General features: G+C 75.7%; 20 protein-coding genes. 10 read left to right on the top strand and 10 right to left on the bottom strand.

Annotated features, from left to right (window positions below; translation table 11 throughout):
* Positions 1–89 precede the first annotated feature (89 nt).
* Positions 90–1,091, bottom strand: coding sequence for a hypothetical protein (locus FB380_RS14215; protein ID WP_166753295.1), 1,002 nt, complete (start codon positions 1,089–1,091; stop codon positions 90–92).
* A gap of 430 nt (positions 1,092–1,521) precedes the next feature.
* Here FB380_RS14215 and FB380_RS14210 point away from each other — a divergent pair, with 430 nt between their 5' ends.
* Positions 1,522–2,958 carry a M1 family metallopeptidase gene (locus FB380_RS14210; protein ID WP_166755603.1) on the top strand — a complete coding sequence of 479 codons (1,437 nt, stop codon included), beginning with the start codon at positions 1,522–1,524 and terminating at the stop codon, positions 2,956–2,958.
* A 13-nt stretch (positions 2,959–2,971) separates the two neighbouring features.
* Here the strand turns inward: FB380_RS14210 and FB380_RS14205 are convergent, their stop codons facing one another.
* From FB380_RS14205 to FB380_RS14190, 4 genes are all read right to left on the bottom strand, one after another.
* A complete protein-coding gene (locus FB380_RS14205) occupies positions 2,972–3,322 on the bottom strand; it encodes a TraR/DksA family transcriptional regulator (protein WP_229681882.1) in 351 nt (116 codons plus the stop codon).
* Between the two features lie 34 nt (positions 3,323–3,356).
* On the bottom strand, positions 3,357–3,980 hold the full coding sequence (locus FB380_RS14200; protein ID WP_166755602.1) for a class I SAM-dependent methyltransferase: 624 nt from the start codon (positions 3,978–3,980) through the stop codon (positions 3,357–3,359).
* Positions 3,977–5,263 carry a YibE/F family protein gene (locus FB380_RS14195; protein ID WP_166755601.1) on the bottom strand — a complete coding sequence of 429 codons (1,287 nt, stop codon included), beginning with the start codon at positions 5,261–5,263 and terminating at the stop codon, positions 3,977–3,979. Before FB380_RS14195 ends, FB380_RS14200 begins: the two co-directional genes overlap by 4 nt.
* Before the next feature lie 101 nt (positions 5,264–5,364).
* Positions 5,365–6,489, bottom strand: a complete 1,125-nt coding sequence (locus tag FB380_RS14190) for an amidohydrolase family protein (protein ID WP_166755600.1) — start codon at positions 6,487–6,489, stop codon at positions 5,365–5,367.
* Between the two features lie 85 nt (positions 6,490–6,574).
* Here FB380_RS14190 and FB380_RS14185 point away from each other — a divergent pair, with 85 nt between their 5' ends.
* Entirely contained in the window at positions 6,575–7,462 is an 888-nt protein-coding gene (locus FB380_RS14185) for an oxidoreductase (protein ID WP_166755599.1), read from the top strand.
* Here FB380_RS14185 and FB380_RS14180 read toward each other — a convergent pair.
* Positions 7,425–8,552, bottom strand: a complete 1,128-nt coding sequence (locus tag FB380_RS14180; RefSeq protein ID WP_229681881.1) for an MFS transporter — start codon at positions 8,550–8,552, stop codon at positions 7,425–7,427. The genes FB380_RS14185 and FB380_RS14180 overlap by 38 nt on opposite strands.
* Positions 8,553–8,624: 72 nt before the next feature.
* On the opposite strand from FB380_RS14180, the gene FB380_RS14175 reads away from it, so the two are divergent.
* The 5 genes from FB380_RS14175 (at position 8,625) to FB380_RS14155 (ending at position 12,851) form a co-directional block, all read left to right on the top strand.
* The gene (locus FB380_RS14175; protein WP_166755597.1) at positions 8,625–9,230 is read left to right on the top strand and encodes a TetR/AcrR family transcriptional regulator; all 606 of its coding nucleotides are present in this window, start codon (positions 8,625–8,627) and stop codon (positions 9,228–9,230) included.
* A 127-nt stretch (positions 9,231–9,357) separates the two neighbouring features.
* Positions 9,358–10,335, top strand: coding sequence for a YihY/virulence factor BrkB family protein (locus FB380_RS14170; protein WP_229681880.1), 978 nt, complete (start codon positions 9,358–9,360; stop codon positions 10,333–10,335).
* 29 nt (positions 10,336–10,364) lie between these two features.
* On the top strand, positions 10,365–11,759 hold the full coding sequence (locus tag FB380_RS14165; RefSeq protein ID WP_166755595.1) for a type I glutamate--ammonia ligase: 1,395 nt from the start codon (positions 10,365–10,367) through the stop codon (positions 11,757–11,759).
* A 188-nt stretch (positions 11,760–11,947) separates the two neighbouring features.
* The gene (locus tag FB380_RS14160; RefSeq protein WP_229681879.1) at positions 11,948–12,430 is read left to right on the top strand and encodes an Hsp20/alpha crystallin family protein; all 483 of its coding nucleotides are present in this window, start codon (positions 11,948–11,950) and stop codon (positions 12,428–12,430) included.
* A gap of 76 nt (positions 12,431–12,506) precedes the next feature.
* A complete protein-coding gene (locus tag FB380_RS14155; protein WP_166755593.1) occupies positions 12,507–12,851 on the top strand; it encodes a helix-turn-helix domain-containing protein in 345 nt (114 codons plus the stop codon).
* 10 nt (positions 12,852–12,861) lie between these two features.
* On the opposite strand, the gene FB380_RS14150 is transcribed toward FB380_RS14155, so the two are convergent.
* The 3 genes from FB380_RS14150 to FB380_RS14140 are packed head-to-tail and all read right to left on the bottom strand — an operon-like array spanning position 12,862 to position 15,194.
* On the bottom strand, positions 12,862–13,800 hold the full coding sequence (locus FB380_RS14150) for a quinone oxidoreductase family protein (RefSeq protein ID WP_166755592.1): 939 nt from the start codon (positions 13,798–13,800) through the stop codon (positions 12,862–12,864).
* Positions 13,801–13,842: 42 nt separating this feature from the next.
* A complete protein-coding gene (locus FB380_RS14145; RefSeq protein ID WP_166755591.1) occupies positions 13,843–14,778 on the bottom strand; it encodes a M56 family metallopeptidase in 936 nt (311 codons plus the stop codon).
* Between the two features lie 2 nt (positions 14,779–14,780).
* Positions 14,781–15,194, bottom strand: a complete 414-nt coding sequence (locus FB380_RS14140) for a BlaI/MecI/CopY family transcriptional regulator (protein ID WP_166755590.1) — start codon at positions 15,192–15,194, stop codon at positions 14,781–14,783.
* A 136-nt stretch (positions 15,195–15,330) separates the two neighbouring features.
* On the opposite strand from FB380_RS14140, the gene FB380_RS14135 reads away from it, so the two are divergent.
* From FB380_RS14135 to cydC, 3 genes are read left to right on the top strand one after another with little or no spacing between them, the layout of a single operon-like run.
* Entirely contained in the window at positions 15,331–16,896 is a 1,566-nt protein-coding gene (locus FB380_RS14135; RefSeq protein ID WP_166755589.1) for a cytochrome ubiquinol oxidase subunit I, read from the top strand.
* A gap of 28 nt (positions 16,897–16,924) precedes the next feature.
* Complete coding sequence (gene cydB / locus FB380_RS14130) at positions 16,925–17,950, top strand: cytochrome d ubiquinol oxidase subunit II (protein WP_166755588.1); 1,026 nt, start codon at positions 16,925–16,927, stop codon at positions 17,948–17,950.
* Positions 17,947–21,405, top strand: a complete 3,459-nt coding sequence (cydC, locus tag FB380_RS14125; protein WP_229681878.1) for a thiol reductant ABC exporter subunit CydC — start codon at positions 17,947–17,949, stop codon at positions 21,403–21,405. Before cydB ends, cydC begins: the two co-directional genes overlap by 4 nt.
* A 6-nt stretch (positions 21,406–21,411) precedes the next feature.
* Here cydC and FB380_RS14120 read toward each other — a convergent pair whose 3' ends face one another.
* A complete protein-coding gene (locus FB380_RS14120) occupies positions 21,412–22,065 on the bottom strand; it encodes a hypothetical protein (protein ID WP_229681877.1) in 654 nt (217 codons plus the stop codon).
* Positions 22,066–22,096 lie beyond the last annotated feature (31 nt).

The raw sequence follows: 22,096 nt of genomic DNA, 5'->3' as shown, positions 1-22,096 counted from the left end.
ACGGCACACGGGCCACCGCAGGAGCGCGACTCCGGCGGTGGCCCGTGTGCTGTGGCGGGTGGTGGTGCGGGCGTGGCGCCCGCGGTGGCTCAGCCCTCGTCGAGGAAGCCGGCCACGATGGTGCCGAACTGCCCGGACCGGTTGTGCCCGACCCCGGCCGGGGCGACCAGCCGGGTGTCCAGGCCCTGAGCCGAGTACCACCGCTCCCCGGCCTGCGCGCCGTAGGGCCCCGACAGTGCGTTGAACCCGCCGTTCGCGCCGGTGTCCAGGGCGCCGGTGTCCCAGCGCAGGGCGACCTGTCCCTTCACGTCGGCGGGGATGCTCGCCCGGCCCGCCGGTGCGCCACCGCCGCCGATGGCGATGACGCCGCCGCCGCCGGACCAGAGCGCCGGGTGGGCCGGGAAGACGAAGCGCGTCGCGGCCTGAGCACCCGAGGAGTAGCCGGCGAACCACAGCTCACCGGCGCCGTACTGGGCCTTCGTCTCGGCGATCAGGGCCGCCAGGTACGAGGCGTAGCCGGCGGCGTCCCCGCGCTCCCAGCACTCGCAGTCGCGGTTCGGGCTGAACGGCGCCACGAGCACCATGTTGCGCTCCCGGGCCACCGCGGCCAGCCCCTTCGACCCGCCGATGGCGTAGGACTGGGTCGGGTTCTCGACGCCGTACTCACCGGTGCCGTCGGCGTACACGAGCAGGCCGATCGGCTTCGCCGGGTCGATGCCCTCGGCGAAGACCCGGTAGTCCGCGGTGTAGCCCGCGGCGCTGAAGGACGTCGTCCGGTTGGTCAGCGGGGCCGTGGGCTTCGACGGCGTCGGGCTGGTGGCGACCGGAGCCGGAGCCGGGACCGGAGCCGGCGCGGGGGCAGCCACCGGGGCAGGGGCCGGCGCCGGTGCGGGTGCGGGTGCCGGGGAAGGAGCCGGGGCCGGGACCGGTGCGGGCGCCGGGGCCGTCGTCGTGGGGGCCGGCTGCCGGGTGCCCCGACGGGCCCGCTCGGCCTGCCGTGCGGCCTTCTCGGCCCGGGTGGCCTCGACCTGGACCGCCGTCCCGGCCTGCGGCTGGACCGCCGTCTCGGCCTGCGGCTGGACGTTGCTCACCGGCGACGTGACGGGCGGGGAGTCCGCGACGCTCGTGGCGCCGAACGTGGCGGTCAGGCACAGGAACGCGGCGGCCGCGCCCGTCCGCGCACGCCGGCCGCTCCGGGTGGAGAGGGCGGACAGGAAGCGGCGGCCACGGCCGCTCCGGGTGTGACGTCTGGACAAGAAGAGACCCCTCCGAGCGTCCGTCACCAGCGGTGCGGACGGTGTGCGGTGATTACGGAACTGATCGTTACACGCACTTTCTGCATCCGTAAGGTCACGCACGGTCCACAGTTGGCTCATTCGTCCCACGCGCAACGCCCGCCCCGGGAGCCGGTGCGCGAGGTCACGCCGGCCGCCGATCACCGCGGGTTGGCACCCGTTGCGCACAACCGGGACGATGGAGGGGCAACGGGACTCCCCGTCGTCCACCTTGGAGAGGGCAGTGATGCGCGCGGGTCGTCGACGGGCCGCGGCCGCCGCGCTCACCGGGGCCGTGCTGCTCGCCGGTTGCACCACCGCCGAGCCCGCCGAGTCGCCGTCCCCGCCGACGGCGGCCGAGGCCGTGGGCTGGCCCGAGCCGTGGGCGGACCGGCCGGTGGTCGACCTGCGCTTCGACGTCGCCGAGGACCTGGAGACGGTCGCCGGCGAGGAGCGGGTCGTCTTCACCCCCGACCTCAACACCTGTGTGCTCGTGTTCCGCTCCTGGCCCAACAAGCCGGTCACCGCGCGCGCGGGCAGTGGGCTGACCGTGTCCGAGGTGCGGGTCGACGGCGAGCCGGCCGAGGTCCGCGACGTGCCGGCCGGGGCGACCGACAGCGCGCCCGCCGGCACGCTGCTGGAGGTGCCGCTGGCCGAGTGCGCGGAACCCGGCGACGAGATCACCGTCGACCTCGAGTTCACCGTCGAGCTCGGCCCGGACGTCAACGAGCGGGTCGGCACCTCCACCGACGTCGACGCCGCCTGGTTCGCCACCGCCTTCCCCCTGCTGTCCTGGGAGCGCGGGCGGGGATGGGACCGCAACCCCGCCGTGGCCGTCGCCGGCGAGATGGCGGTGAGCGAGGACTTCGAGCTGGCCTCGCTGGAGGTGGTCGCGGACTCCCGGTACGAGGTGCTGGGCACCGGCCGGGCGGTCGGCACCTCCCCCGGTCCCGGCGACACCACGGTCCACGAGTTCACCGCCCCCTCGGTCCGGGACGTCGCCGTGACGGTCGGGGAGCTCGACGTCCAGTCGGCCGAGATCGGCGGGGTCCGGGTCCACGTCGGCCTGGACGAGGGCGTGGAGGAGGCGACCACCGGCGAGTGGCTGGCCCAGCTCGAGGCGTCGATGACGGCCCTGGTCGACCTGCTGGGCCCCCACCCCTACGAGGACCTCTGGGTGTCGGTGCTGTCGGCCCAGACCAGCGGCATCGAGTTCCCCGGCGCCGTCCAGTTCGGCGACGTCGACCCGGACTTCCGCCGGGCGCTGGTGACCCACGAGCTGGCGCACATGTGGTTCTACGGCCTGGTCGGCAACAACCAGGGGGTACACCCCTGGCTGGACGAGTCGTTCGCGACGTTCGCGCAGATGGTCGTGCACGGCGAGGGCTCGGCCAGCATGGCCGAGCTGCCCGGGTCCCGCCGGCACGGCGTGGGCGAGCCGATCCAGTACTGGGAGCAGTTCCGGCGGCCCAGCTCGGCCTACTACGACACCGTCTACATCGTCGGCGGGACGACCCTGGTCGATGCCCGGGCCCAGGTGGGCCCCGAGGCGTTCGACGCCGCGCTGCAGGAGTACCTGCGCGCGAACGCCTGGCAGGTCGCCACGCCGGACGACGTCCAGGCGGCCTTCGCCGGGCTGCCCGAGGTGCTCGACGAGCTCGAGGAGGTCGGCGCGCTGCCCTGACCGGCGCCCCGGGTCAGCGGGCGCAGGAGATGCAGGTCCGCGCGTGCGGTCGGGCGGCCAGTCGCTCCGGGGCGATCTGCTGCCCGCAGTCGGCGCACCGGCCGTGCTCCCCGGCCGCGGCGCGGGCGAGCGCTGCGTCGACGTCGGCCAGCCGGCGGCGGGCCTGGTCCAGCAGCGCCGCCACCTGCTGCCGCTCGAAGGCGATCGTCGCGCCCTCGGGGTCGTGCTCGTCGTCGGCGTTGGACGACCGGGACGCCGCCACGACCTCCTCGAACTCCCGGGTGAGAGCGTCTATCTGCGCCAGCGTCTCGGCCCGGGTGCGGGTCAGGTCGTCGATCACCGTCATCCCGTCATCGTCCAGCACCGCAGCTCCCCCGGGGCGCCGTACGCCCGCCCGGTCAGGACGACGTGCGCCGCAGCAGCCGCAGCGAGCCGGTGCCGGGCAGCTCGGCGAACTCCCCCGACCGCAGCACCCGCTGGTAGACCCCGAACGGGGCCTGCCCGCCGTCGGCCGGGTCCGGGAAGACGTCGTGGATGGCCAGCGTCCCTCCGACGGCCAGCTTCGCCACCCAGGCGTCCTGGTCCCGCCGCGCGGACTCCTCGGTGTGGCTGCCGTCGAGGAACAGCAGCGCCAGCGGCGTGGACCACAGCGGCGCGAGCACCTCCGACCGGGCGACGACGGCGACCACGACGTCCTCCGCGCCGGCGGCGGCGACGGTGCGCCGGAAGCCGGGGAGCGTGTCGATCCGCCCGACCAGCGGGTCGACCAGCGACGGGTCGTGGTACTCCCAGCCGGGCTGGTGCTCCTCCGAGCCGCGGTGGTGGTCGACGGTGACCACCTGCCGGCCGGTCTCCCGGGCGGCGGCCGCCAGGTACAGCGCCGACTTGCCCAGCCAGCTGCCGATCTCCAGCAGCGGCCCGGGCACCTGCACCGCGCGCGCCGCGGCGTACAGCGCCCGGCCCTCGTCCGGCGGCATGAACCCGGGTGCGGCGGCCGCGGCGGCCAGCAGGTCGATGGTCATCGGGTGGCTCCTCCGGTGCGGTCGGCGGGCAGCTCGGCGGGTGCCGGGGTCGCCGACGTCGCCGCCGCCGCGACCAGGGCGCCGATCAGCGTGGTCACCGGGACCGCGAGCACCAGCGCGATCCCGCCGACCAGGGTGCGGACCACCTCCTCGCCCACGACCGAGCCGGTCAGCGTCGTCCAGAACGGACGTTCGTAGATGTCGAAGAGCAGCAGCAGCGGCAGCGCTGCGCCGGCGTAGGCGAAGACGATCGTGTAGATCGTCGAGGCGATGTGGTCGCGCCCGATCGCCATGCCGCGCTGGAACAGCTGCACCCAGCCCATCTCCGGCGAGACCTCGTGCAGCTGCCAGACCGCGGACGCCTGGGTGATGGTGACGTCGTTGAGGATGCCCAGCCCGGCCACGACGAGGGCGGCCAGCACGAGGCCGGAGAAGTCCAGGGTCGGGTCGAACTGGAGCAGCTGCACGGCCTCCTCGTTCGCCAGGCCGGTGAGGTGCGCGGCGGCGACGGCGATCGTGCCCAGGACCGCGCTGAGCGCGAGGCCGAACAGGGTGCCCAGCAGCGCCGTCGTCGTCCGGGCGTTGAAGCCGTGGGCCAGGTACAGGACGACGTACATGATCGCCGAGGAACCGACCAGGCTGACCCAGATCGGCGAGGAACCGGCCAGCAGCCCGGGCAACATGAACTGCAGCAGGATGAAGAACGCGAACCCCAGGCCGAGCAGCGCGAGCAGCCCCCGCAGCCGGGCGACCGCACCCACCACCAGGGTGAAGGCCAGCGCGAGCGTGATGATCGGGGTGCTGCGGGGGAAGTCCTGGAAGGAGTAGGTGACCTGGCCGGTGTCGATGCCGGGGTCGCGGTTGAGCACCAGCTCGTCGCCCACCTCGACGCCCTCGGCCACCACCTCCGAGGAGAGCTCGACCTGCACGTAGTCGCCGGAGCTGTCGCCCTCGGCGACGACCAGGACCGCCCGGGCGCAGATCTGGGCGGGCGCGTTGCCGGTCGCCGCGGCGCACTCGTAGGGCTCCAGCGACACGATGGTCGCCTCGGGGTAGGTCGTGCCCGGCGGCTGGAACGACTCCGCCGCCTGCTGCGCGGCGGTCTGCGCGCTGCTGGGCCACAGCACCAGCAGGCCGACCAGCGTGGCGACGCCGACCGGCACCAGCACGAGGAGCATCAGCCGGACGGCGGTGCGCCGGCGGGCGACCACGGCCGGGTCCGGGGGGCGCAGCTCGCCGTCGGGTCCGGTGTCGGGTCCGTGGCTGTGGGTGTGGTCCGGCACCCGGACAGGCTAGGTGGCCGGTCGGCCGATCCCCGGCCGGGCGAGGCGGCGACGTCGCACCTGCCCCTCGCCCCCCGCGGGTCCCGCTGCCCGGGCTGCGGTCAGCTCAGCCGGTAGGCGCGCTCGGCGTTGCCGGCGCCGATCATCGCCGCGACCCGGACGGCGTCGGCCGTCGTCCAGGCGTCCTCGGCGACCCCCTCGGCGAGGTACCGGCCCAGTCCCCGGCGGAACAGCAGCGTGCCGAGCAGGTAGAGCTCGCCCAGCCCGAAGGCGTCGGAGGAAAACAGCACCTTGCCGAACGGGGCCAGCTCCAGCAGCTCGCGCAGCACCGCCCCGGACCGGTGCCCGACGTTGTGGGTGGCCAGCCCGACGTCGACGAAGACGTGCCCGAACACCTGCGCGAGGAAGCCGGCGTTGCGGTGGAACGGGTAGTTGTGCAGCAGCATCACCGGCACCCCGGCCGGCTCGGTCGCCCGCAGCAGGTCGGTCAGCAGCAGCGGGTCGCAGCGGTGCAGGTCGACGTCGGCGTCGCCGTAGCCGACGTGGAACTGCACCGGCAGCCCCAGGTCGATGCCGCACCAGACCAGGAACCGGTGCAGCACCGGGTCGGCGACCCGCAGCCGGCCACCGCCGGCCAGCAGCCGGTCCGCGGCGCGGGCCACCTCGGCGTCGGCCGGGCGGGCGCCCTCCAGGCCGAGGCCGACCCGGTACGCGGCGATCGACTTCACCCCGGCGGCGCCGGCGGTGCGGGCGGCCAGCCGGGTGCGGAACCGCTCGGCGAACCCGGCGGCGCCGACCTCCTCGGCGAGCACCTCCTCGGCGAGGGCCTCCAGGCGCACGACCTCCCGCGCCCGCCCACCGGCGAGGGCGGCGAGCTGCGCCGGGGAGGTGATCGGCTCGGGCAGGTAGCCGGTGTCGAGCAGGAACGTGCCGGTGCCGGTCGCGGTGAGCATCCGGCGGTTCACCTCGTCGGCGCCCAGCTCAGCCCGGCGGTCCAGGTACTCCGCGGCCGGGGCGTGCGCCGGCAGGTCCAGCACCGGCGGGCACCAGCGGCGGACGGCGAGCCCGACCTGCGAGTCGAACAGCGAGCCCCCGAGCGCGCTCGGCCCGGCCGCCTCGGTCAGCATCGACTCGAACTCGGCGCGGGTCAGGTCCCGGCGCACCAGGCCGTGGCAGTGGTGGTCGACCAGCGGCAGGCCGGCGAGATCGGGGTCCAGGTCGCTCACCGGGCCAGTCTGGACCGGGGCCGGCCCGCACGCCGCCCGCCCGCGGCCGGGACTGCCACGACCGGCAGCTGCCTACAGTCGGGGCATGGCGTCCTGGAGCACCACCGACATCCCCGCGCAGACCGGTCGCACCGCCGTCGTGACCGGGGCGAACAGCGGCCTGGGGCTGGAGACCGCGCGCGCCCTGGCCGTGGCCGGCGCCCGCGTGGTGCTGGCCGTGCGGGACCCCACCCGCGGGACGCAGGCCGCCGCGAACCTGCCCGGTGAGGTGGAGGTGCGCCGGCTGGACCTGGCCGACCTGTCCTCGGTGCGCGAGTTCGCCGCGGGGTGGTCCGGTGACCTCGACGTCCTGGTGAACAACGCCGGGATCATGCACGTGCCGGCCGGGCGCACCGCCGACGGCTTCGAACTGCAGTTCGGCACCAACCACCTCGGTCACTTCGCGCTGACCAACCTGCTGCTGCCGCACGTGACCGACCGGGTGGTCACCGTCTCCTCGATGCTGCACCGGTCCGGGGAGATCGTGCTCGACGACCTCAACTGGGAGCGCCGGCCGTACTCGGCCACCGGGGCCTACGGGCAGTCCAAGCTGGCCAACCTGCTGTTCACCCTGGAGCTCCAGCGCCGGCTGACCGCGGCCGGCTCGACGGTGCGCGCCCTCGCCGCCCACCCGGGCTGGGCGGCCACCAACCTGCAGGGCCGCACGGGCAACCGGGTGAAGGACGCCGCGATGGCGGTGGCCAACCGGGCGCTGGCCACCAGCGCCCAGCAGGGGGCCCTGCCCACGCTGTTCGCCGCGGTCGCCGACCTGCCCGGCGGCGGGTTCACCGGTCCGGACGGCACCACCATGCGCGGCGCACCCACGCTGGCCGGCCGCAGCCCGGCGGCCTCGGACCCGGCGATGGCCGAACGGCTGTGGGCCGCCTCCGCCGGGCTCACCGGGACCGATCTCCCGGCGCAGCTGCCGGGCTGAGCGCCCGCCGTTCCGCCGCCGGCGCCGCGGCGAGGAGCAGGGCGGCGGCCACTCCGAACGCCGTCCGGGTGCTCGCCGCGTCGGCGACCGCGCCGAGCAGCAGCGCACCGACCGCCTGACCCGCGGTGAGGCCGATGAACAGCACCGCCGCGGCCTGCGGCGCCGCGGCGGGCAGCCGGTGGCCACCCCAGGCGATGAGCACGCCGCTGAGCGCGACGAACGCGGCGCCGAACCCGGCCAGCGCCAGCGCCGCCGCGGCCGGCGAGCCGGGCAGGGCGGCGAGCAGCAGGGTGGCGGCGGCCGCGATCCCGGCCGAGCTCAGCCAGGCCCAGCGCAGCCCGACCCGCAGCACCAGGTCGCCGCTGAGGCCCCCGATCAGGCCGGCACCCCCCAGCACGCACCAGAGCAGCCCCGTCGTGCGGTCGGGCAGCGCGCCGGCGACGGTCATCAGCTCCCGGCCGAAGGTCCACACCGCGGCACAGCCGGCCCCCGCCAGCACCGCGGCGACCAGCGGCCGGGCCAGCTCGCGCAGCGGCGCCTCGGGGCGGGCCTCCGCGGCGGCCGGCCAGCGGCTTCTCCGGTCGGCCCAGGCGGTGACCAGCACGGCCACCACGGCGAAGCCCGCCCACGCCGGACGCCACGCGTCGGGCACGGTGAGCACCAGCAGCCCGCCGACGACGACGCCGGCACCGGTACCGCTGTTGACCAGGGCCTGGGCCCGGGACTGTGCATCCGGCCGCACGGTCGAGGCCACGGCAGCGACCAGCGCCGGGGTGGCTGCGCCCGCTCCGCTGCCCGCCACGAACGCCCCCACCGCCAGGACCGGGACCGACCACGCGGCGGCCACGAGCAGCGAGCCCAGCGCCGCCGTCCCACCGGCCAGCCACAGCGCCCGGCGCCCCCGGGCCCGCCCGGCCAGCCGCTGGCCCGCGTGGGCGGCGAGGCAGTAGGCCAGGTAGCTGGCCGCCGCGATGGCCCCCGCGGTACCCGGCGAGAGCCCGAACGCGGTGCGGAACTGCGGCAGGTACAGGCCGAAGCCGTAGCGGGCCAGCCCGTAGGTGACCGCGATGACCGCCAGCCCGGGCACCACCAGGGCAGCCGGCCGGTCCTGCGTCGTCGAGTGTAACGATCGTTTCGCCATAACGAGCGTTACAGTAGACGCATGAGCCCCCGTCCGGCGACTCCAGCCGCCCGCGACCGGCTGCTCGCCGCCGCCGGTGAGCTGTTCTACGAGTCCGGCATCGCCGCGACGGGCGTCGACGCGGTGCTCGCCCGGGCACAGGTCGCCCCGGCGACGATGTACGCGCACTTCCCCGGCAAGGACGGGCTGGTGGCGGCCTACCTCGAGCAGCGGTACGACCGCTGGCTGCGGACCTGGGACGAGGTGCTCGCCGAGCACACCGACCCGGTCGACCGGCTGCTGTCGCTCTTCGACGCCGTCGACCGGTACCGCGCCCGCGAGGGCAACAGGCGGGGGTGCGGGTTCCTCGCCGCGGCCACCGAGCTGCCGGCCGACCACCCCGGCCAGCCGTGGTTGCAGGCGGACTCCCGGCTGCTGACCGACCGGCTGCGGGAACTGGCCGTCGCCGCCGGCCTGGCCGACCCGGACGAGGCGGCCGCCACCCTGCTGCTCTGCTACGACGGCGCACTGGCCCGCTCGGCACGGGAGTGGACCACCCCGGGCCTCCACACCGACGACCCGGTCCGGCGGGCCCGCGGGCTCGCCGCCGCCTGGCTCGCCCAGCAGGGCCACCGCCCCGTTCGCTGAGCCCTGCCCCGCTCGCCGAGCCACCGCCCCGTTCGCCGAGCCACCGCCCGCTCGCCGAGCCGCCGGACCACGAGCTGCCGCGCCACCTCGCGTGGTGCGCTCGGGGATGGCGTGGTGCACTGCCGCGGTGTCCGTCGTCGAGAAGCTCGACCGGCTGCAGCGCCGGCGCCGCGCGGCCGGCTTCCCCATCGCCGTGGTCTACAAGTACGTGGACGACTCCGGCCCGTACCTGGCCGCCCTGATCACCTACTACGCCTTCGTCTCGCTGTTCCCCCTGCTCCTGCTGTTCTCCACCATCCTGAGCAACGTCCTGGTGAACGACCCGGAGCTGCAGCAGCAACTGCTCGAGTCGGCGGTCAGCCAGTTCCCGGTGGTCGGCCAGCAGCTCGGCGAGCCGCGGGGCCTCAGCGGCGGCGTCCTCGGGGTGGTCGTCGGCATCCTGGGCTCGCTGTACGGGGCGCTCGGCGTCGCCCAGGCGATCCAGTACGCGATGAACACCGCCTGGGCGGTCCCGCGCAACAGCCGGCCCAACCCGTTCCTGGCCCGGGGGCTCAGCCTGCTGCTGGTCGCGACCGCCGGGCTGGCCGTGATCGGGACGACGGCCCTGGCCACCTTCACCGCCGGCCACGCCGGCTCGATGGGCGGGTCGTCCCGGGTGCTGACCGTGCTCGGGTCGGTGCTGATCAACGCGGTCGTCTTCGTGTTCGTCTTCCGGCTGGCCACCGCCCGGCACCTGACGATCCGTCAGGTGCTCCCGGGGGCCGTCATCGCCGCGGTGCTGTGGCAGCTGCTGCAGACCTTCGGCGTCACCTACGTCAGCCGGGTCATGACCAGTGCCAGCGCCACCAACGGCGTCTTCGCGCTGGTCCTCGGCCTGCTGGCGTTCCTGTACCTGGCCGCGGTGGTCGGCGTCCTGTGCGTGGAGATCAACGTGGTGCGGGTCAACCGGCTCTGGCCGCGGGCGCTGCTCACCCCGTTCACCGACGACGTCGACCTCACCCCCGGCGACCGGCGGAGCTACACCGGCATGGCGAAGGCCCAGCGGACCAAGGGCTTCGAGACGGTGCACGTCACGTTCGACCCACCCGACCGCAGCACGGACTGAGCGCGACCCCGACCGACACCGGAGGGCACATGGACCTGCACGAGCGGGACGGACGACGGGCCGCGGCCGAGGCGGTGCTGGACGACCTCGCGGGCGCCGGCGTGGTCGGCGTGGTGCTGCCCTGGGTCGACACCAGCGGCATCACCCGGATGAAGTCGGTGCCGCTGGCCAGGCTGCCCAGCGCCGCCCAGTGGGGCGTGGGCATGAGCCCGGTCTTCGACGGCTTCCTCGTCGACGACTCGATCCTGGCCGGCACCCACGCGGGCAGCGCGATCGGCGACCTGCGGCTGCAGCCGGACCTGTCCGGTCTCCGGGTGCTGGCCGCCCAGGACGGCTGGGCCTGGGCACCGGTCGACCGGTACACCCAGGACGGCGTGCCGCACGTGCAGTGCTCGCGCTCGCTGCTGCGCCGGCTGGTCGGCGAGCTGGCCGACCAGGGGTTGAGCGTCCGGGCCGCCATCGAGGTCGAGTGGGCGCTGGGCGAGGGCGCGGGGCCGCCGGGCTCCGATCCCCGCACCTTCCGGCCTGCGCTCGCCGGGCCCGCCTACGGCACGACCCGGCACATCGAGGTCTCCGACTACGCGCGGGACCTGCTGGAGGCGCTGGCGGCCCAGGGGGTCGCGGTCGACCAGTTCCACCCCGAGTACGCCGACGGCCAGCTGGAGGTGTCGGTGGGGGCACAGGACCCGGTCGCGGCCGCCGACACCGCGCTCCTGGTGCGCAGCACGATCCAGGCGGTCAGCGTCGCGCACGGGCTGCGCGCCACGTTCTCCCCCAAGGTGACCGCCGACGGGGTGGGCAACGGCGGCCACGTGCACCTGTCGCTGTGGCGCGGGGCGGAGAACCTGATGACCGGTGGGCCCGGGACCTTCGGGCTGACCACGGACGGGGAGGCGTTCACCGGCGGGGTGCTCGACCACCTGCCCGCCCTGCTCGCCGTCGGCTGCCCGGGCGTCGCCTCCTACCTGCGCCTGGTGCCCTCGCACTGGGCCGGCGCCTACGCCGTCTGGGGTCTGGAGAACCGGGAGGCCGCCGTCCGCTTCGTCACCGGGCCCAGCGGCAACCGGCAGGCGGCGGCCAACGTCGAGGTCAAGTGCGTGGACGGCGCGGCCAACCCGTACCTGCTGCTGGCCGGCCTGCTCGCCGCCGGCCAGGCCGGGCTGCGCGCCGGGTCCGCCCTCCCCGACCCGGTCGCCGTCGACCCCGGCACGCTGACCGAGGAGGCGCGCCGGGAGGCCGGGATGAGGTCGCTGCCGACCTCGCTCGCGGAGGCGGTGACCGCCTTCGAGCGGGACGACGTGCTGCGCGCCGCGTTCGGGCCGGAGCTGGCGACCACCATCGCCGAGGTCCGCCGGGGCGAGATCGCGCTGTTCGACGGCGCCTCGCCGGAGGAGGTCACCGCGGCGGTCCGCTGGCGGTACTGACGGGCCCCACCGCCGGTCGGTCGTCGACACGCGACGCGCGGAGTCTCCAGTGACGACTGGAAGATTTCTGCAGCGGAGGTGTTTACTCCAGTGCGCGGCCGAGGTAATCTCCAGTTGCCGCTGGAGGTTCACCAGAGGCGGCGACACGAGACCCGAACCAGCACGACATCCGGAGGTACGCAGCCATGATGCTGACTTCCTACGACCCCTTCGCCGCGACGTCCGCCGCCTTCCGCGCGCTGGACCAGCTGACCGGCCGATCCGGCACGACCACCGCCCGCCCGCTGGCCGGCATGCCGATGGACGCCTACCGGGTGGGCGACAACTTCGTGGCCCACTTCGACCTGCCCGGCGTCGACCCCGGCTCGATCGACCTGTCGGTCGAGGGCACCACGCTGACGATCAGCGCCGAGCGGTCCGTGCCGCAGATCGAGGGCGCGCAGTGGCAGGTCGCCGAGCGCCCGTTCGGCAGCTACACCCGACAGCTGGTCCTGGGCCGCAGCCTGGACACCGACCGGCTGGAGGCCAGCTACCACGACGGGGTGCTCACCGTGAGCATCCCGGTGGCGGAGAAGGCGAAGGCCCGCAAGATCTCCGTGACCCGGGCCGACACCCCGGCCGCGGTGCAGGGGCACACGATCGAGGGCGAGCAGCCCGCCGTCGAGAGCTGATCGACAGCCGTCGACAGCAACCCGGGAGGGGCGGGACCCGACGGTCCCGCCCCTCCCGTCGTCTCCCGGAGGACGCATGAGCACCGACCCGCTCCAGCCCCTGGACGACCCCGACCACCCGGTGCTCACCATGAGCCAGGCGGCCGACCTGCTCGGCGTCCAGGCGGCCTTCCTGCGCAGCCTGGACTCCTCCGGCGTGCTGCACCCGCACCGCTCCCCCGGCGGTCACCGCCGCTACTCCCGGCACCAGCTCCAGCTGGCCGCCCGGGTCCGGGTGCTGCTGGACGACGGCCACCTGCTCGGCTCGGCGCAGGTCATCGTGCAGCTGCAGGACGACCTGGCCGAGGCCGTCGCCGACGCCGAGCACGCTCGCGACGAACGGGACGCCGTCCGCCAGGAGCTCCGCGACCGGCGTCGCTGAGCCGCCCGGCTCAGGGCTCGAGCACCAGCTTGCGGTGGGCGAAGGAGGTCTGCCGCTGCCAGACCGCGGCCACGTCGGCCAGCGGTGCCCGCTCGACCTCCACGGTGATCCGCCCGTCCGCGGCGTGCCCGGTCAGCTCGGCCCAGCCCCGCGCGACGACGTCCGGCGGCACGTGCCGGGTCGTGTAGCCGAGCAGGTCGACCATCGCCTCCCGGAAGCCGCCCGCGACCACCTCTGCCGCCGGCGCCGCCGAGTGGCCGATCTGCACGTGCCGCATCCCCCGGCGGGCAGCGGCCATCGCCGCCAGCGCCGGCCGGCCCCACACCGGGTCGATGGTCACGTCGACCCCGCCGCCGGCCGCGTCCCGGATCCGCTCGCCGAGGTCGGCGACGGACTCCCCGTCGGAGAGCTCGACGGTGGCGTCGGCGCCCAGGTCGGTCAGCCGCTGCAGCGACCCGGCGTCCCGGGCGGCCGCGACCACCCGGCCGGCGCCGAGCACCTTCGCCGCCTGGACGGCGATCGTGCCGAGCACCCCGCTGGCCCCGAGCACGAGCACGGTCTCCCCCGGCTGCACCCGGGCCCGCCACTGCAGCGGCAGCCAGGCCGCCAGGCCGGCGATGCCGAGGGCCACCGCGAGGCCGTCGTCGAGACCCTCGGGCACGTCGAACAGCGAGTCGGCCGGCACCAGCGTGCGCTGCGCCATCGAGCCGAACGGCGCCACGCAGCCGTTGAAGTAGACCCGCCGCCCCTCGACCGTGCCGACCCCCTCGCGCCCGGCGACCGAGGGGAACGGCGGCTTGGTCACGAAGACGCCGGCGGCGGTGGCGACGTCCACCGGGTTGACCCCGGCGACCCGGACGTCCACCACCACCTGCCCCGCCCCGGCGACCGGCTCGTCGAAGGAGGCGAAGGTGGGGGTACCGGGCTCGGTGAGCACTGCTGCGTCCATCGGCCAGACGCTAGGCCAGCGCGGTCCCTCGCGCGCTTCGGCTCAGACCAGCGCAGGCAGCAGCAGGAGCAGCGTCGGCACCAGGAGCAGGGCGACCGCACCGGCCAGCGCCGCCCACCGGGCCGGGGTGGGCAGCGGATCGGGTGGGGCGAGCAGCCGGCGCACCCGGACCGCGACCGGTCCCCCGGTGACGGCGAGCGCCCCGTCGGGCACCTGACCCCCGGCCCCACCGGCGGCGGCCACGATCGCGACGGCGAGCGTCCGCCGCGGGTCCGGCCCGGAGAGCGAGCGCAGGGCGACGTCGTCGGCGCGCATCTCGACCAGGTCGCGCACCCCGTCGTGCGCCCGCTCGGCCGCCGGCAGCACCGGCAGCGCGGCCCGCCAGGCGACGAACGGCAGCAGCAGCAGGTGGTGGTGCTCGCGCAGGTGCGCCCGCTCGTGGGCGACGACGGCGTCCAGCTGGGCGCCGTCCAGCTCGGCCACCATGCCCGAGGAGAGCACCAGCAACGGCCGCGCCCCGGGGATGCAGAACGCCACCGGCGCGGGGTGGTCCAGCAGCAGCGCCTCGTCGCCGGCGGCCGCACCCGGCCGGACCAGCAGCTCCAGCATCTCCCGGTGCCGCCGCCGGGTGCGGGCGGTGCGGACGCCGGAGAGCGCGAGCACCCCCAGCAGCTCCAGTGCCAGCACCGCGGCGAGGGTCTGGGCGACCCAGTGGTCACCGCGGACCGGTTCGGCGCTGGGCTGCCGGGTCACCCAGTGCCACCACGCCTCGGGCAGCGAGTGCCCCCAGGGCGCGAGCCCGTGCACCAGCAGCGCACCGATGATCGCCAGGCCGCCGGCCAGGCCGATGGCCTGCCAGCAGACGAGTGCCGCCAGCGGGTCGCGCCGGGGCCAGCGCGCCCGGGCCAGGGCGGCCGGCACCGGCCAGGCCAGGAGCGCCGCCAGGACGCCGAGCGCCAGGGCGGTGGCCGGGAGCACGCTCAGCGGGCGGCGGTGCCGTCCGCGCCGGCCCCCGCAGCGTCACCGTCGGCCACACCGCCACCGGCCGCACCGCCGCCGGCGAGGAGCGCGCGGAGCATCGCGGCGTCCTCGGCGTCGACACTGCCCACGAAGCGGGCGAGCACCGCCTGCCGGTCGGCGGACTGGCCGAGCACCTCGTGCATGAGCTCCGCGGCGTGCGCCTCACGCGTGGCGCGGGGGGCGAAGCGCCGGGGGCGCTGGTCGTCGTGGACGACGAACCCCTTCTGCTCCAGCCGGCTCAGCACGGTGTGCACCGTGGTCAGCGCGAGCCCGCGATCGGCGAGCTGCTGCTGCAGCTCCGTGGCGCTCACCGGACCGGCGGCGGCCCACAGCCGGTCCATGAGCGTGCGCTCCAACTCACCGAGTGAGGCCATTGGTCCCTCCCCTGTCCGGCGTCTCACACCCGAGGGTCACTGCGGGTCGTGGACGAGAAGTTCTACGAGGCGTAGAAATAGGTTCTACGACGTGTAGAAGACTACGCCGGTCGTACGAGACAGGGAGGCGACAGCCGTGGACGTCCTGGACGTAGCGCGCTGGCAGTTCGGGATCACCACCGTCTACCACTTCATGATGGTCCCGCTGACCATCGGGCTGGGCATCCTGCTCGTGGTCATGCACACGATGTGGGTGCGCACGGACAACCCCGAGTGGCTGCGGATGACCCGGTTCTGGGGCCGCATCTACCTGATCAACTTCGTCCTCGGGGTGGCCACCGGGCTGGTCCAGGAGTTCCAGTTCGGACTCGCCTGGAGCGAGTACAGCCGGTTCGTGGGCGACGTCTTCGGGTCCCTGCTCGCCCTGGAGGCGCTGCTGGCCTTCTTCCTCGAGTCGACCTTCCTCGGCCTGTGGATCTTCGGCTGGGGCCGGATCCCGAAGAAGGTGCACCTCGCCGCGCTCTGGGCGGCGGTGATCGGCTCCATCGTCAGCGCGTACTTCATCATCGCGGCGAACTCCTGGATGCAGCACCCGGTCGGGGTCGTGACCGACGACGCCACCGGCCGGCCGCAGCAGGTCGACTTCCTCGCCGTCCTGTCCAACAACACCGCGCTCGCCGCCTTCAGCCACACCATCGTCGGCTCGCTGATGGTCGCCGCCGCCCTGCTCGTCGGCATCGGCCTGTGGCACCTGCGCAAGCGCCGGCTGGCCGGGCTCTCCCCCGACGACGTGGACCACGCCGTGTGGCGCCGCTCGGTGCGGATCGGCGGCTACGCCTCCCTCATCGCCTTCGTGCTGGTCGCCATCACCGGCGACTACCAGGCCAAGCTCATGTACCAGCAGCAGCCGCTGAAGATGTCCTCGGCCGAGGCGCTCTGCGAGACCGAGGCGCCGGCACCGTTCTCCGTCTTCGCCTTCGGCAAGGTGGGCAGCAACGAGTGCGACGACGTCCACTCCTGGACCGTGCCGGCCCTGCTCTCCTACCTGGCGCACGGCGACTTCGAGACCGCGGTGCCCGGGGTCAACCAGCTCCAGGAGGAGTACTCGGCGGCCTACGGGGCGACCTACCCCGACGACCCGTCCTTCGGGGACAAGGCCGGCGAGCCGATCGACTACACCCCGCTGCTGGCGGTCACCTACTGGAACTTCCGGCTGATGATCGGCATGGGCATGCTGTCGGCGGGGGTGGCGGCCTACGCCCTCTGGTCGACCCGCCGGGGGCGGGTGCCGACGTCGCGGATCGGCGTCTACGGCTCGCTGCTCGCGGTGGGCGCGCCCTTCGTCGCCAACGCGGCCGGCTGGATCTTCACCGAGATGGGCCGCCAGCCCTTCGTCGTGTACCCGAACCCGGACGTGCCGCGCGAGGACCAGGTGTACTTCTTCACCGCGCAGGCCGTCTCCCCCGGCGTCAGCGCGGCCGAGGTCTGGACCTCGCTGATCACCCTGACGGTGGTGTACGGCGCCCTGGCCGTGGTCGAGCTCTGGCTGATCGTGAACTTCGTCCGCCGCGGGGTGACCACCAGCGACGGCGCCCCGACGCCGGGCCACACCCCCGACGGCGACCCCGACGCCGACGTCACCCCGGGCAGCGCGAGCACCCGGCGGGCCGACGACGACGACGTCCTCTCCTTCGCCTACTGACCGGTCCTGAGACCGAGAAGGAACTGACATGGACCTGCAGACCGTCTGGTTCGTCGCCGTCGCCGTGCTCTGGACCGGCTTCCTGCTGCTGGAGGGCTTCGACTTCGGCGTCGCCGCCCTGCTCCCGGTGATCGGCCGCAAGCCCGCCGACCGGCACCTGATGCTCCGGTCGATCGGCCCGCTGTGGGACGGCAACGAGGTGTGGCTGATCACCGCGGCCGGCGCCGTCTTCGCCGCCTTCCCCGGCTGGTACGCCACCTGGCTGCCGGCGCTCTACCTGCCGTTCGTGCTGGTGCTCTTCGGCCTGATCATCCGGGCCGTCGCCTTCGAGTGGCGGCACTCGCACCACACCGCGCAGTGGGACAGCACCTGGACCAACGTCATCGTCACCGGCTCGCTCATCGCCGCCCTCGGGGTCGGCGCGGCGCTGGGCGGCACCACCCTCGGCCTGCCCATCGACGGCGACGGCATCCGGGTCGGCGGCGCCTTCGCCGGCGTCACCTGGGCGGCGCTGCTGGGCGGGGTGGCCGTGCTGGCCTACTCGATGGTGCACGGCGCAGTCTTCCTGGCGCTGAAGACCGAGGGCCCGGTGCGGGTGGCCGCGCGCGCCTTCGCCCGCCGCTGGTCGCTGGTCGCGGCGGTGCCGCTGCTGGCCTGGGCGGGGCTGGTGCAACTGCGCTCGGGCACCACCGTCACCGCGGTGCTGTGGCTGGTCGCCGCGCTGGCGGTGCTGGCCACCTGGGCGAGCATCCGGCTGGACCGCGAGGGGCCGGCCTTCACCGCCTGGGCCGTCGTCATGCTCGCCTCGGCCGCGACCGTCTTCGGCGCCGTGTACCCGGTGGTCGTCGTCTCCTCGATCGACCCGGCCTTCGACGTGACGATCGCCGAGGCGTCGGTCAGCGACTACACGCTGACCGTGATGACCTGGGCCGCCGGCGTCGGCCTGCCGGTGGTGCTGGGCTACCAGGCCTGGACCTACTGGGTGTTCCGCAAGCGGCTGACCGCCGAGCCGGAGACCCCGGCCACGGCCGCCGGGGACACGGTGACCGCGTGACCGGAGCACCCCCGAGGGCAGAAATGGCCATTTCTGCCCCGGCGGAGGAGCGCGGGCGGGGGCCGCTGGGGGCCCTCGCCGGGGTGCCGGGGCTGACCGGTGCGCTGGTGCGGGCCGGGGTCGCCGCGCTCGCGCAGACGGTCGGCGTCGTCCTGCTGGCGGCCGGGCTCGCCCGCGCGGTGGCGGACGTCGCCGACGGCACCACCCCCGGGACGTCGCTGCTCGTCGCCCTGCTGGGGGTCGGCATCCGGGCCGCCGCCGGGGGGCTGGGCAGCGTGCTGGCCACCCGGGACGCCCGGCGGGCCGAGGACACCCTGCGCCGCCGGCTGCTCGACCGGCTGCTGGCCGGGGAGGGCGAGGCGGTTCCCGCCGCCGGCGGCACCGGGCCGGCCGCCGTGCTGGCCGCCACCCGGCTGCACGACCTGGGCCCCGCGCTGGCCACCTACCTGCCGGCGCTCGCCTCGACGATCGTCGTCCCCCCGGTGCTGCTGGTCGTGCTCGGGGTGACCGACTGGCTCTCCGCCCTGCTGGTCGCGCTGACCCTGCCGCTGGTGCCGCTGTTCATGGCGCTGGTGGGGCTGCACACCCGGGACCGCACCGTCGCGGCGGCCCGGTCGCTGGACCGGATCGCCGGGCACGTCGCCGAGCTGGTCCGCGGCCTGCCGGTGCTGGTCGGGCTGGGCCGCGCCGCCGACCAGCTGACCGCCCTGGCCGAGCTCGGCGAGACCCACCGCCGCCGCACCCTGGCCACCCTGCGGATCGCCTTCCTCTCCTCGCTGGTGCTCGAGGTGCTCGCCACCCTGTCGGTCGCGCTGGTCGCGGTGACCGTCGGCGTGCGGCTGGTGCACGGGGACGTCGGCCTCGACGTCGGCCTGCTCGCGCTGCTGCTCGCCCCCGAGGCGTTCGCGCCGCTGCGGGCGCTGGGCGCGGCCCACCACGCCTCCGAGGACGCCGCCGAGGCCGCCACCGCCGCCCGCGCGGTGCTCGCCACCCCCGCTCCCCGGCCGGTGCTGACCGCGCCCCCGGCCGGGCAGCTGCGCGGGGTCGCCGTCAGCGGCCTCACCGTCGCCTTCCCCGGCCGCGCGCTGCCCGCCGTCGACGGCGCCTCCTTCGAGGTGGCACCGGGCGAGCTGGTGGCCCTGCGCGGGCCGAGCGGGTCGGGCAAGTCCACCGTCCTCGCCGTCCTGGCCGGCCAGCTCCTCGACGGGGCGACCGCGCAGGTCGACGGCGTGGTGCTGCGGCCGGAGGACGTGGCCGTCGTCCCGCAGTTCCCGCACACCGTCGCCGACACCGTGCTCGACGAGCTGCGCCGGCACGCCGGCGACGTGCCGGCGGACTGGGCCACCGAGCTGGCCGACACCGCGCTGGACTGGCTGGACGCCGGGCACCTGCGCGGGCGCGCCTGCCGCACCCTCTCCCCCGGCGAGCTGCAGCGGGTCGCGCTGGCCCGGGCGCTGGTCCGGGTGCAGCGCGGAGCCCGGGTGCTGCTGCTCGACGAGCCGACGGCGTCGCTGGACGCGGCGAGCACCGCCAGGGTCGCCGAGCTCCTGGTCCGGCTGCGCGGCTCGCTGTGCACCGTGCTGGTCACCCACTCCCCGGCGCTGACCGCGCTGGCCGACCGCACCGTCGACCTCCCCGGCCCCGGCGCCCTGCCGCCGTTCACCAGCCTCCCGGCAGCCGAGCCCACCGTCGAGGCCGCTGCGCCGCTCCCGGCCGCCGAGCCCGCAGTCGCTCCCGAGCCCGGGGCCGCTCCCGAGGCCGCCGCGCCCGTGGTCGACCAGGGCACGACGGGGCTCCGCTGGCCGCGGCGCGCGGTGGTGCACGCGGTCGCCGCCGGAGCGGCCTCCGGTGCGTCGGCCGTGGCACTGACCGCGGTCTCGGGCTGGCTGATCGTCCGGGCCGCCGAGCAGCCGCCGATCCTCACCCTGCTGGTGGCCACGGCCGGGGTGCGCGCCTTCGGGCTGGCCCGCGCCGCGCTCCGCTGGCTGGAGCGGCTGGCCGGCCACGACGCCGCCTTCCGGCTCGCGTCGGACACCCGGCTGCGGGTGTGGCGGGCGCTGGTCGCGCAGGGCCCGGCCGCCGACCGCACGCCCGGCCGCGCCCTGGCCCGGGTGGTCGGGGACGTCGGCCTGCTGCAGGACCTCTCCGTCCGGGTGGTCACCCCGCCGCTGGTCTCCGGCGTGGTGCTGGCCGGGACGACGGCGGTGCTGGCGCTGCTCGACCCGCGGGCCGGCGCGCTGGTGGGCGCCCTCGTCGCGGTCGCGGTGCTGGGCGTGCTCGGCGTGCACCGGCTGGCCGACCGGGGCGGTGCCCGGCACGCCGCCGAGCTGCGCACGGTGACCCTGCGGGAGACCAGCGCGGTCCTGGAGGCCGCCGGCGACCTGCGGGCACACGGCCTGGCCGGCGCGGCCGTCGACCGGCTCGACGCGCTGGGCCGCCGGCAGGGCCGCGCGGCCCGGGCCGGGGCGACCGCCACGGCGCTGGGCGACGCGCTCGCCGTCCTGGCCACCGGTGCCGCCGCCGTCGGGGCGCTGGCGGTCGCCGCGGCCGGCGTCCGCGCCGGGGAGCTCTCCGCACCCGTCGCCGCGATCCTGGCGCTGGCGCCGCTGGCGCTGCTCGAGCCGCTCACCGCCCTCGGCGCCGCGCAGCGGCACCGGCTGGCCTGGCAGGACGCCCGGGCCCGGGTCGAGGCCGTGCTCGCCGAGCCGGTGGCCGCCGACCCCGCACCGGCCGAGCGACTGGCCCCGCCCCAGCCGGTGCGCGAGCTCGCGCTGGAGCACCTCACCGCCGGCTGGCCCGGGCGCCCGGGGGTGCTGCGCGACGTGGACGCCGTCGCCACCGCCGGGTCCGACTGGCTGGTGGTCACCGGCCCGTCCGGATCGGGCAAGTCGACGCTGCTGTCGGTGCTGATGGCCTCGCTGCGCCCCGCGGCCGGCGGCTACGTCCTCGGCGACGGGCGCCGCCCGGTGCCGGCCGACCGGCTGACCCGGGCCGACGTGCAGGGCGCGATCGCCTGGTGCCCGCAGGAGGCGCACGTCTTCGACGCCTCGCTGCGGGCCAACCTGGCGCTGGCCCGCCCGCGGGGCGAGCTGGCCGGTGCCGACGGCGAGCGGGCGATGCGCCGGGCCCTGACCGACGCCGGGCTCGGTGCGCTGCTGGCCGCCCTGCCGGCGGGGCTGGACACCCCGGTCGGGGCGGGCGGCACCTCGCTGTCCGGCGGCGAGCGGCGGCGACTGGCGGTGGCCCGGGCGCTGCTGGCCGACCGGGACGTCGTGCTGCTGGACGAGCCGACCGCCCACCTGGACCCGCCGACGGCCGCCGCCCTCGTGGCCGACCTGCGCCGGGCGCTGGCGGGCCGGCTGGTGGTCTGCGTGACCCACGACCCGGCGCTCGCCGAGGAGCACGATGACGTCCTGCAGCTGGCCGGGAGCGGGAAGCCCGTCGTCCGGGTCTGAGCCGGCTCAGTCGCAGGGCGGCCCCGCCGGGACGTCGACCTGGACCTCCGGGCCCAGCTCCGCGTCGACCAGCGGCAGGTCGTCACCGGACCAGAAGCTGCCCGGGTCGTAGGCGTTCAGCGGCCGGTTCTTCGGCAGCAGGCCCATCGCCGTGTACGTGGTCGCGACCAGCTCCGCGCAGAAGATCGTGTCGTTCGTCTGGTGCCGGCGCAGCTTGCCGTTGACCCAGCCGTGCGCCAGGTGCCGGGTGGTGGGGAACGGCTTGCCGTCGAGCCGGGCGATGGTGCGCAGAACGGCGTCCTCCATCTCCCGGGGCACCCCGCCGTCGTCGGCCGGGCCGACCAGCTGGCGCAGCCAGGCCTGCTGGCCGTAGCGCTTCTTCCAGACGCAGACCGCGTCGGACAGGTCGTGCAGCTGGACCCCGCGCTGGTGGCGGCCGGACCACACGTCGGCCAGGGAGTGCCCCAGCTCGGCGTGCCAGAGCAGCGGCGGCAGGTCCTCGAGGACGACAGCCATCCCGACGTGGTTGACCGGGGCGTTGGTGACCGTCCGGATGGCCCGGTCGGCCAGCGAACTGCCCCGGAAGACCCAGACGTCGCCGGTCCGGGTGAGCTCGACGGCGTTCTGCAGCGACAACACACGGCCGGAGGTGCGGGACACCGCACGAGAGTGAGCCACACCACTACCGTAA

Origin of the sequence: Modestobacter marinus, assembly GCF_011758655.1 — a bacterium.
In the GTDB taxonomy this organism is placed as follows: Bacteria; Actinomycetota; Actinomycetes; order Mycobacteriales; family Geodermatophilaceae; genus Modestobacter; species Modestobacter marinus.
The sequence above is the reverse complement of the archived record's forward strand: the minus strand, read 5'-3'. Positions and strand labels throughout refer to the sequence as shown.

Coding starts and splice junctions, on each gene's coding strand:
- FB380_RS14210 (WP_166755603.1), top strand. CDS start 1,522: ATGCGCGCGGGTCGTCGACGGGCCGCGGCCGCCGCGCTCACCGGGGCC.
- FB380_RS14200 (WP_166755602.1), bottom strand. CDS start 3,980: ATGACCATCGACCTGCTGGCCGCCGCGGCCGCCGCACCCGGGTTCATG.
- FB380_RS14185 (WP_166755599.1), top strand. CDS start 6,575: ATGGCGTCCTGGAGCACCACCGACATCCCCGCGCAGACCGGTCGCACC.
- FB380_RS14175 (WP_166755597.1), top strand. CDS start 8,625: ATGAGCCCCCGTCCGGCGACTCCAGCCGCCCGCGACCGGCTGCTCGCC.
- FB380_RS14165 (WP_166755595.1), top strand. CDS start 10,365: ATGGACCTGCACGAGCGGGACGGACGACGGGCCGCGGCCGAGGCGGTG.
- FB380_RS14160 (WP_229681879.1), top strand. CDS start 11,948: ATGCTGACTTCCTACGACCCCTTCGCCGCGACGTCCGCCGCCTTCCGC.
- FB380_RS14155 (WP_166755593.1), top strand. CDS start 12,507: ATGAGCACCGACCCGCTCCAGCCCCTGGACGACCCCGACCACCCGGTG.
- FB380_RS14150 (WP_166755592.1), bottom strand. CDS start 13,800: ATGGACGCAGCAGTGCTCACCGAGCCCGGTACCCCCACCTTCGCCTCC.
- FB380_RS14140 (WP_166755590.1), bottom strand. CDS start 15,194: ATGGCCTCACTCGGTGAGTTGGAGCGCACGCTCATGGACCGGCTGTGG.
- cydB (WP_166755588.1), top strand. CDS start 16,925: ATGGACCTGCAGACCGTCTGGTTCGTCGCCGTCGCCGTGCTCTGGACC.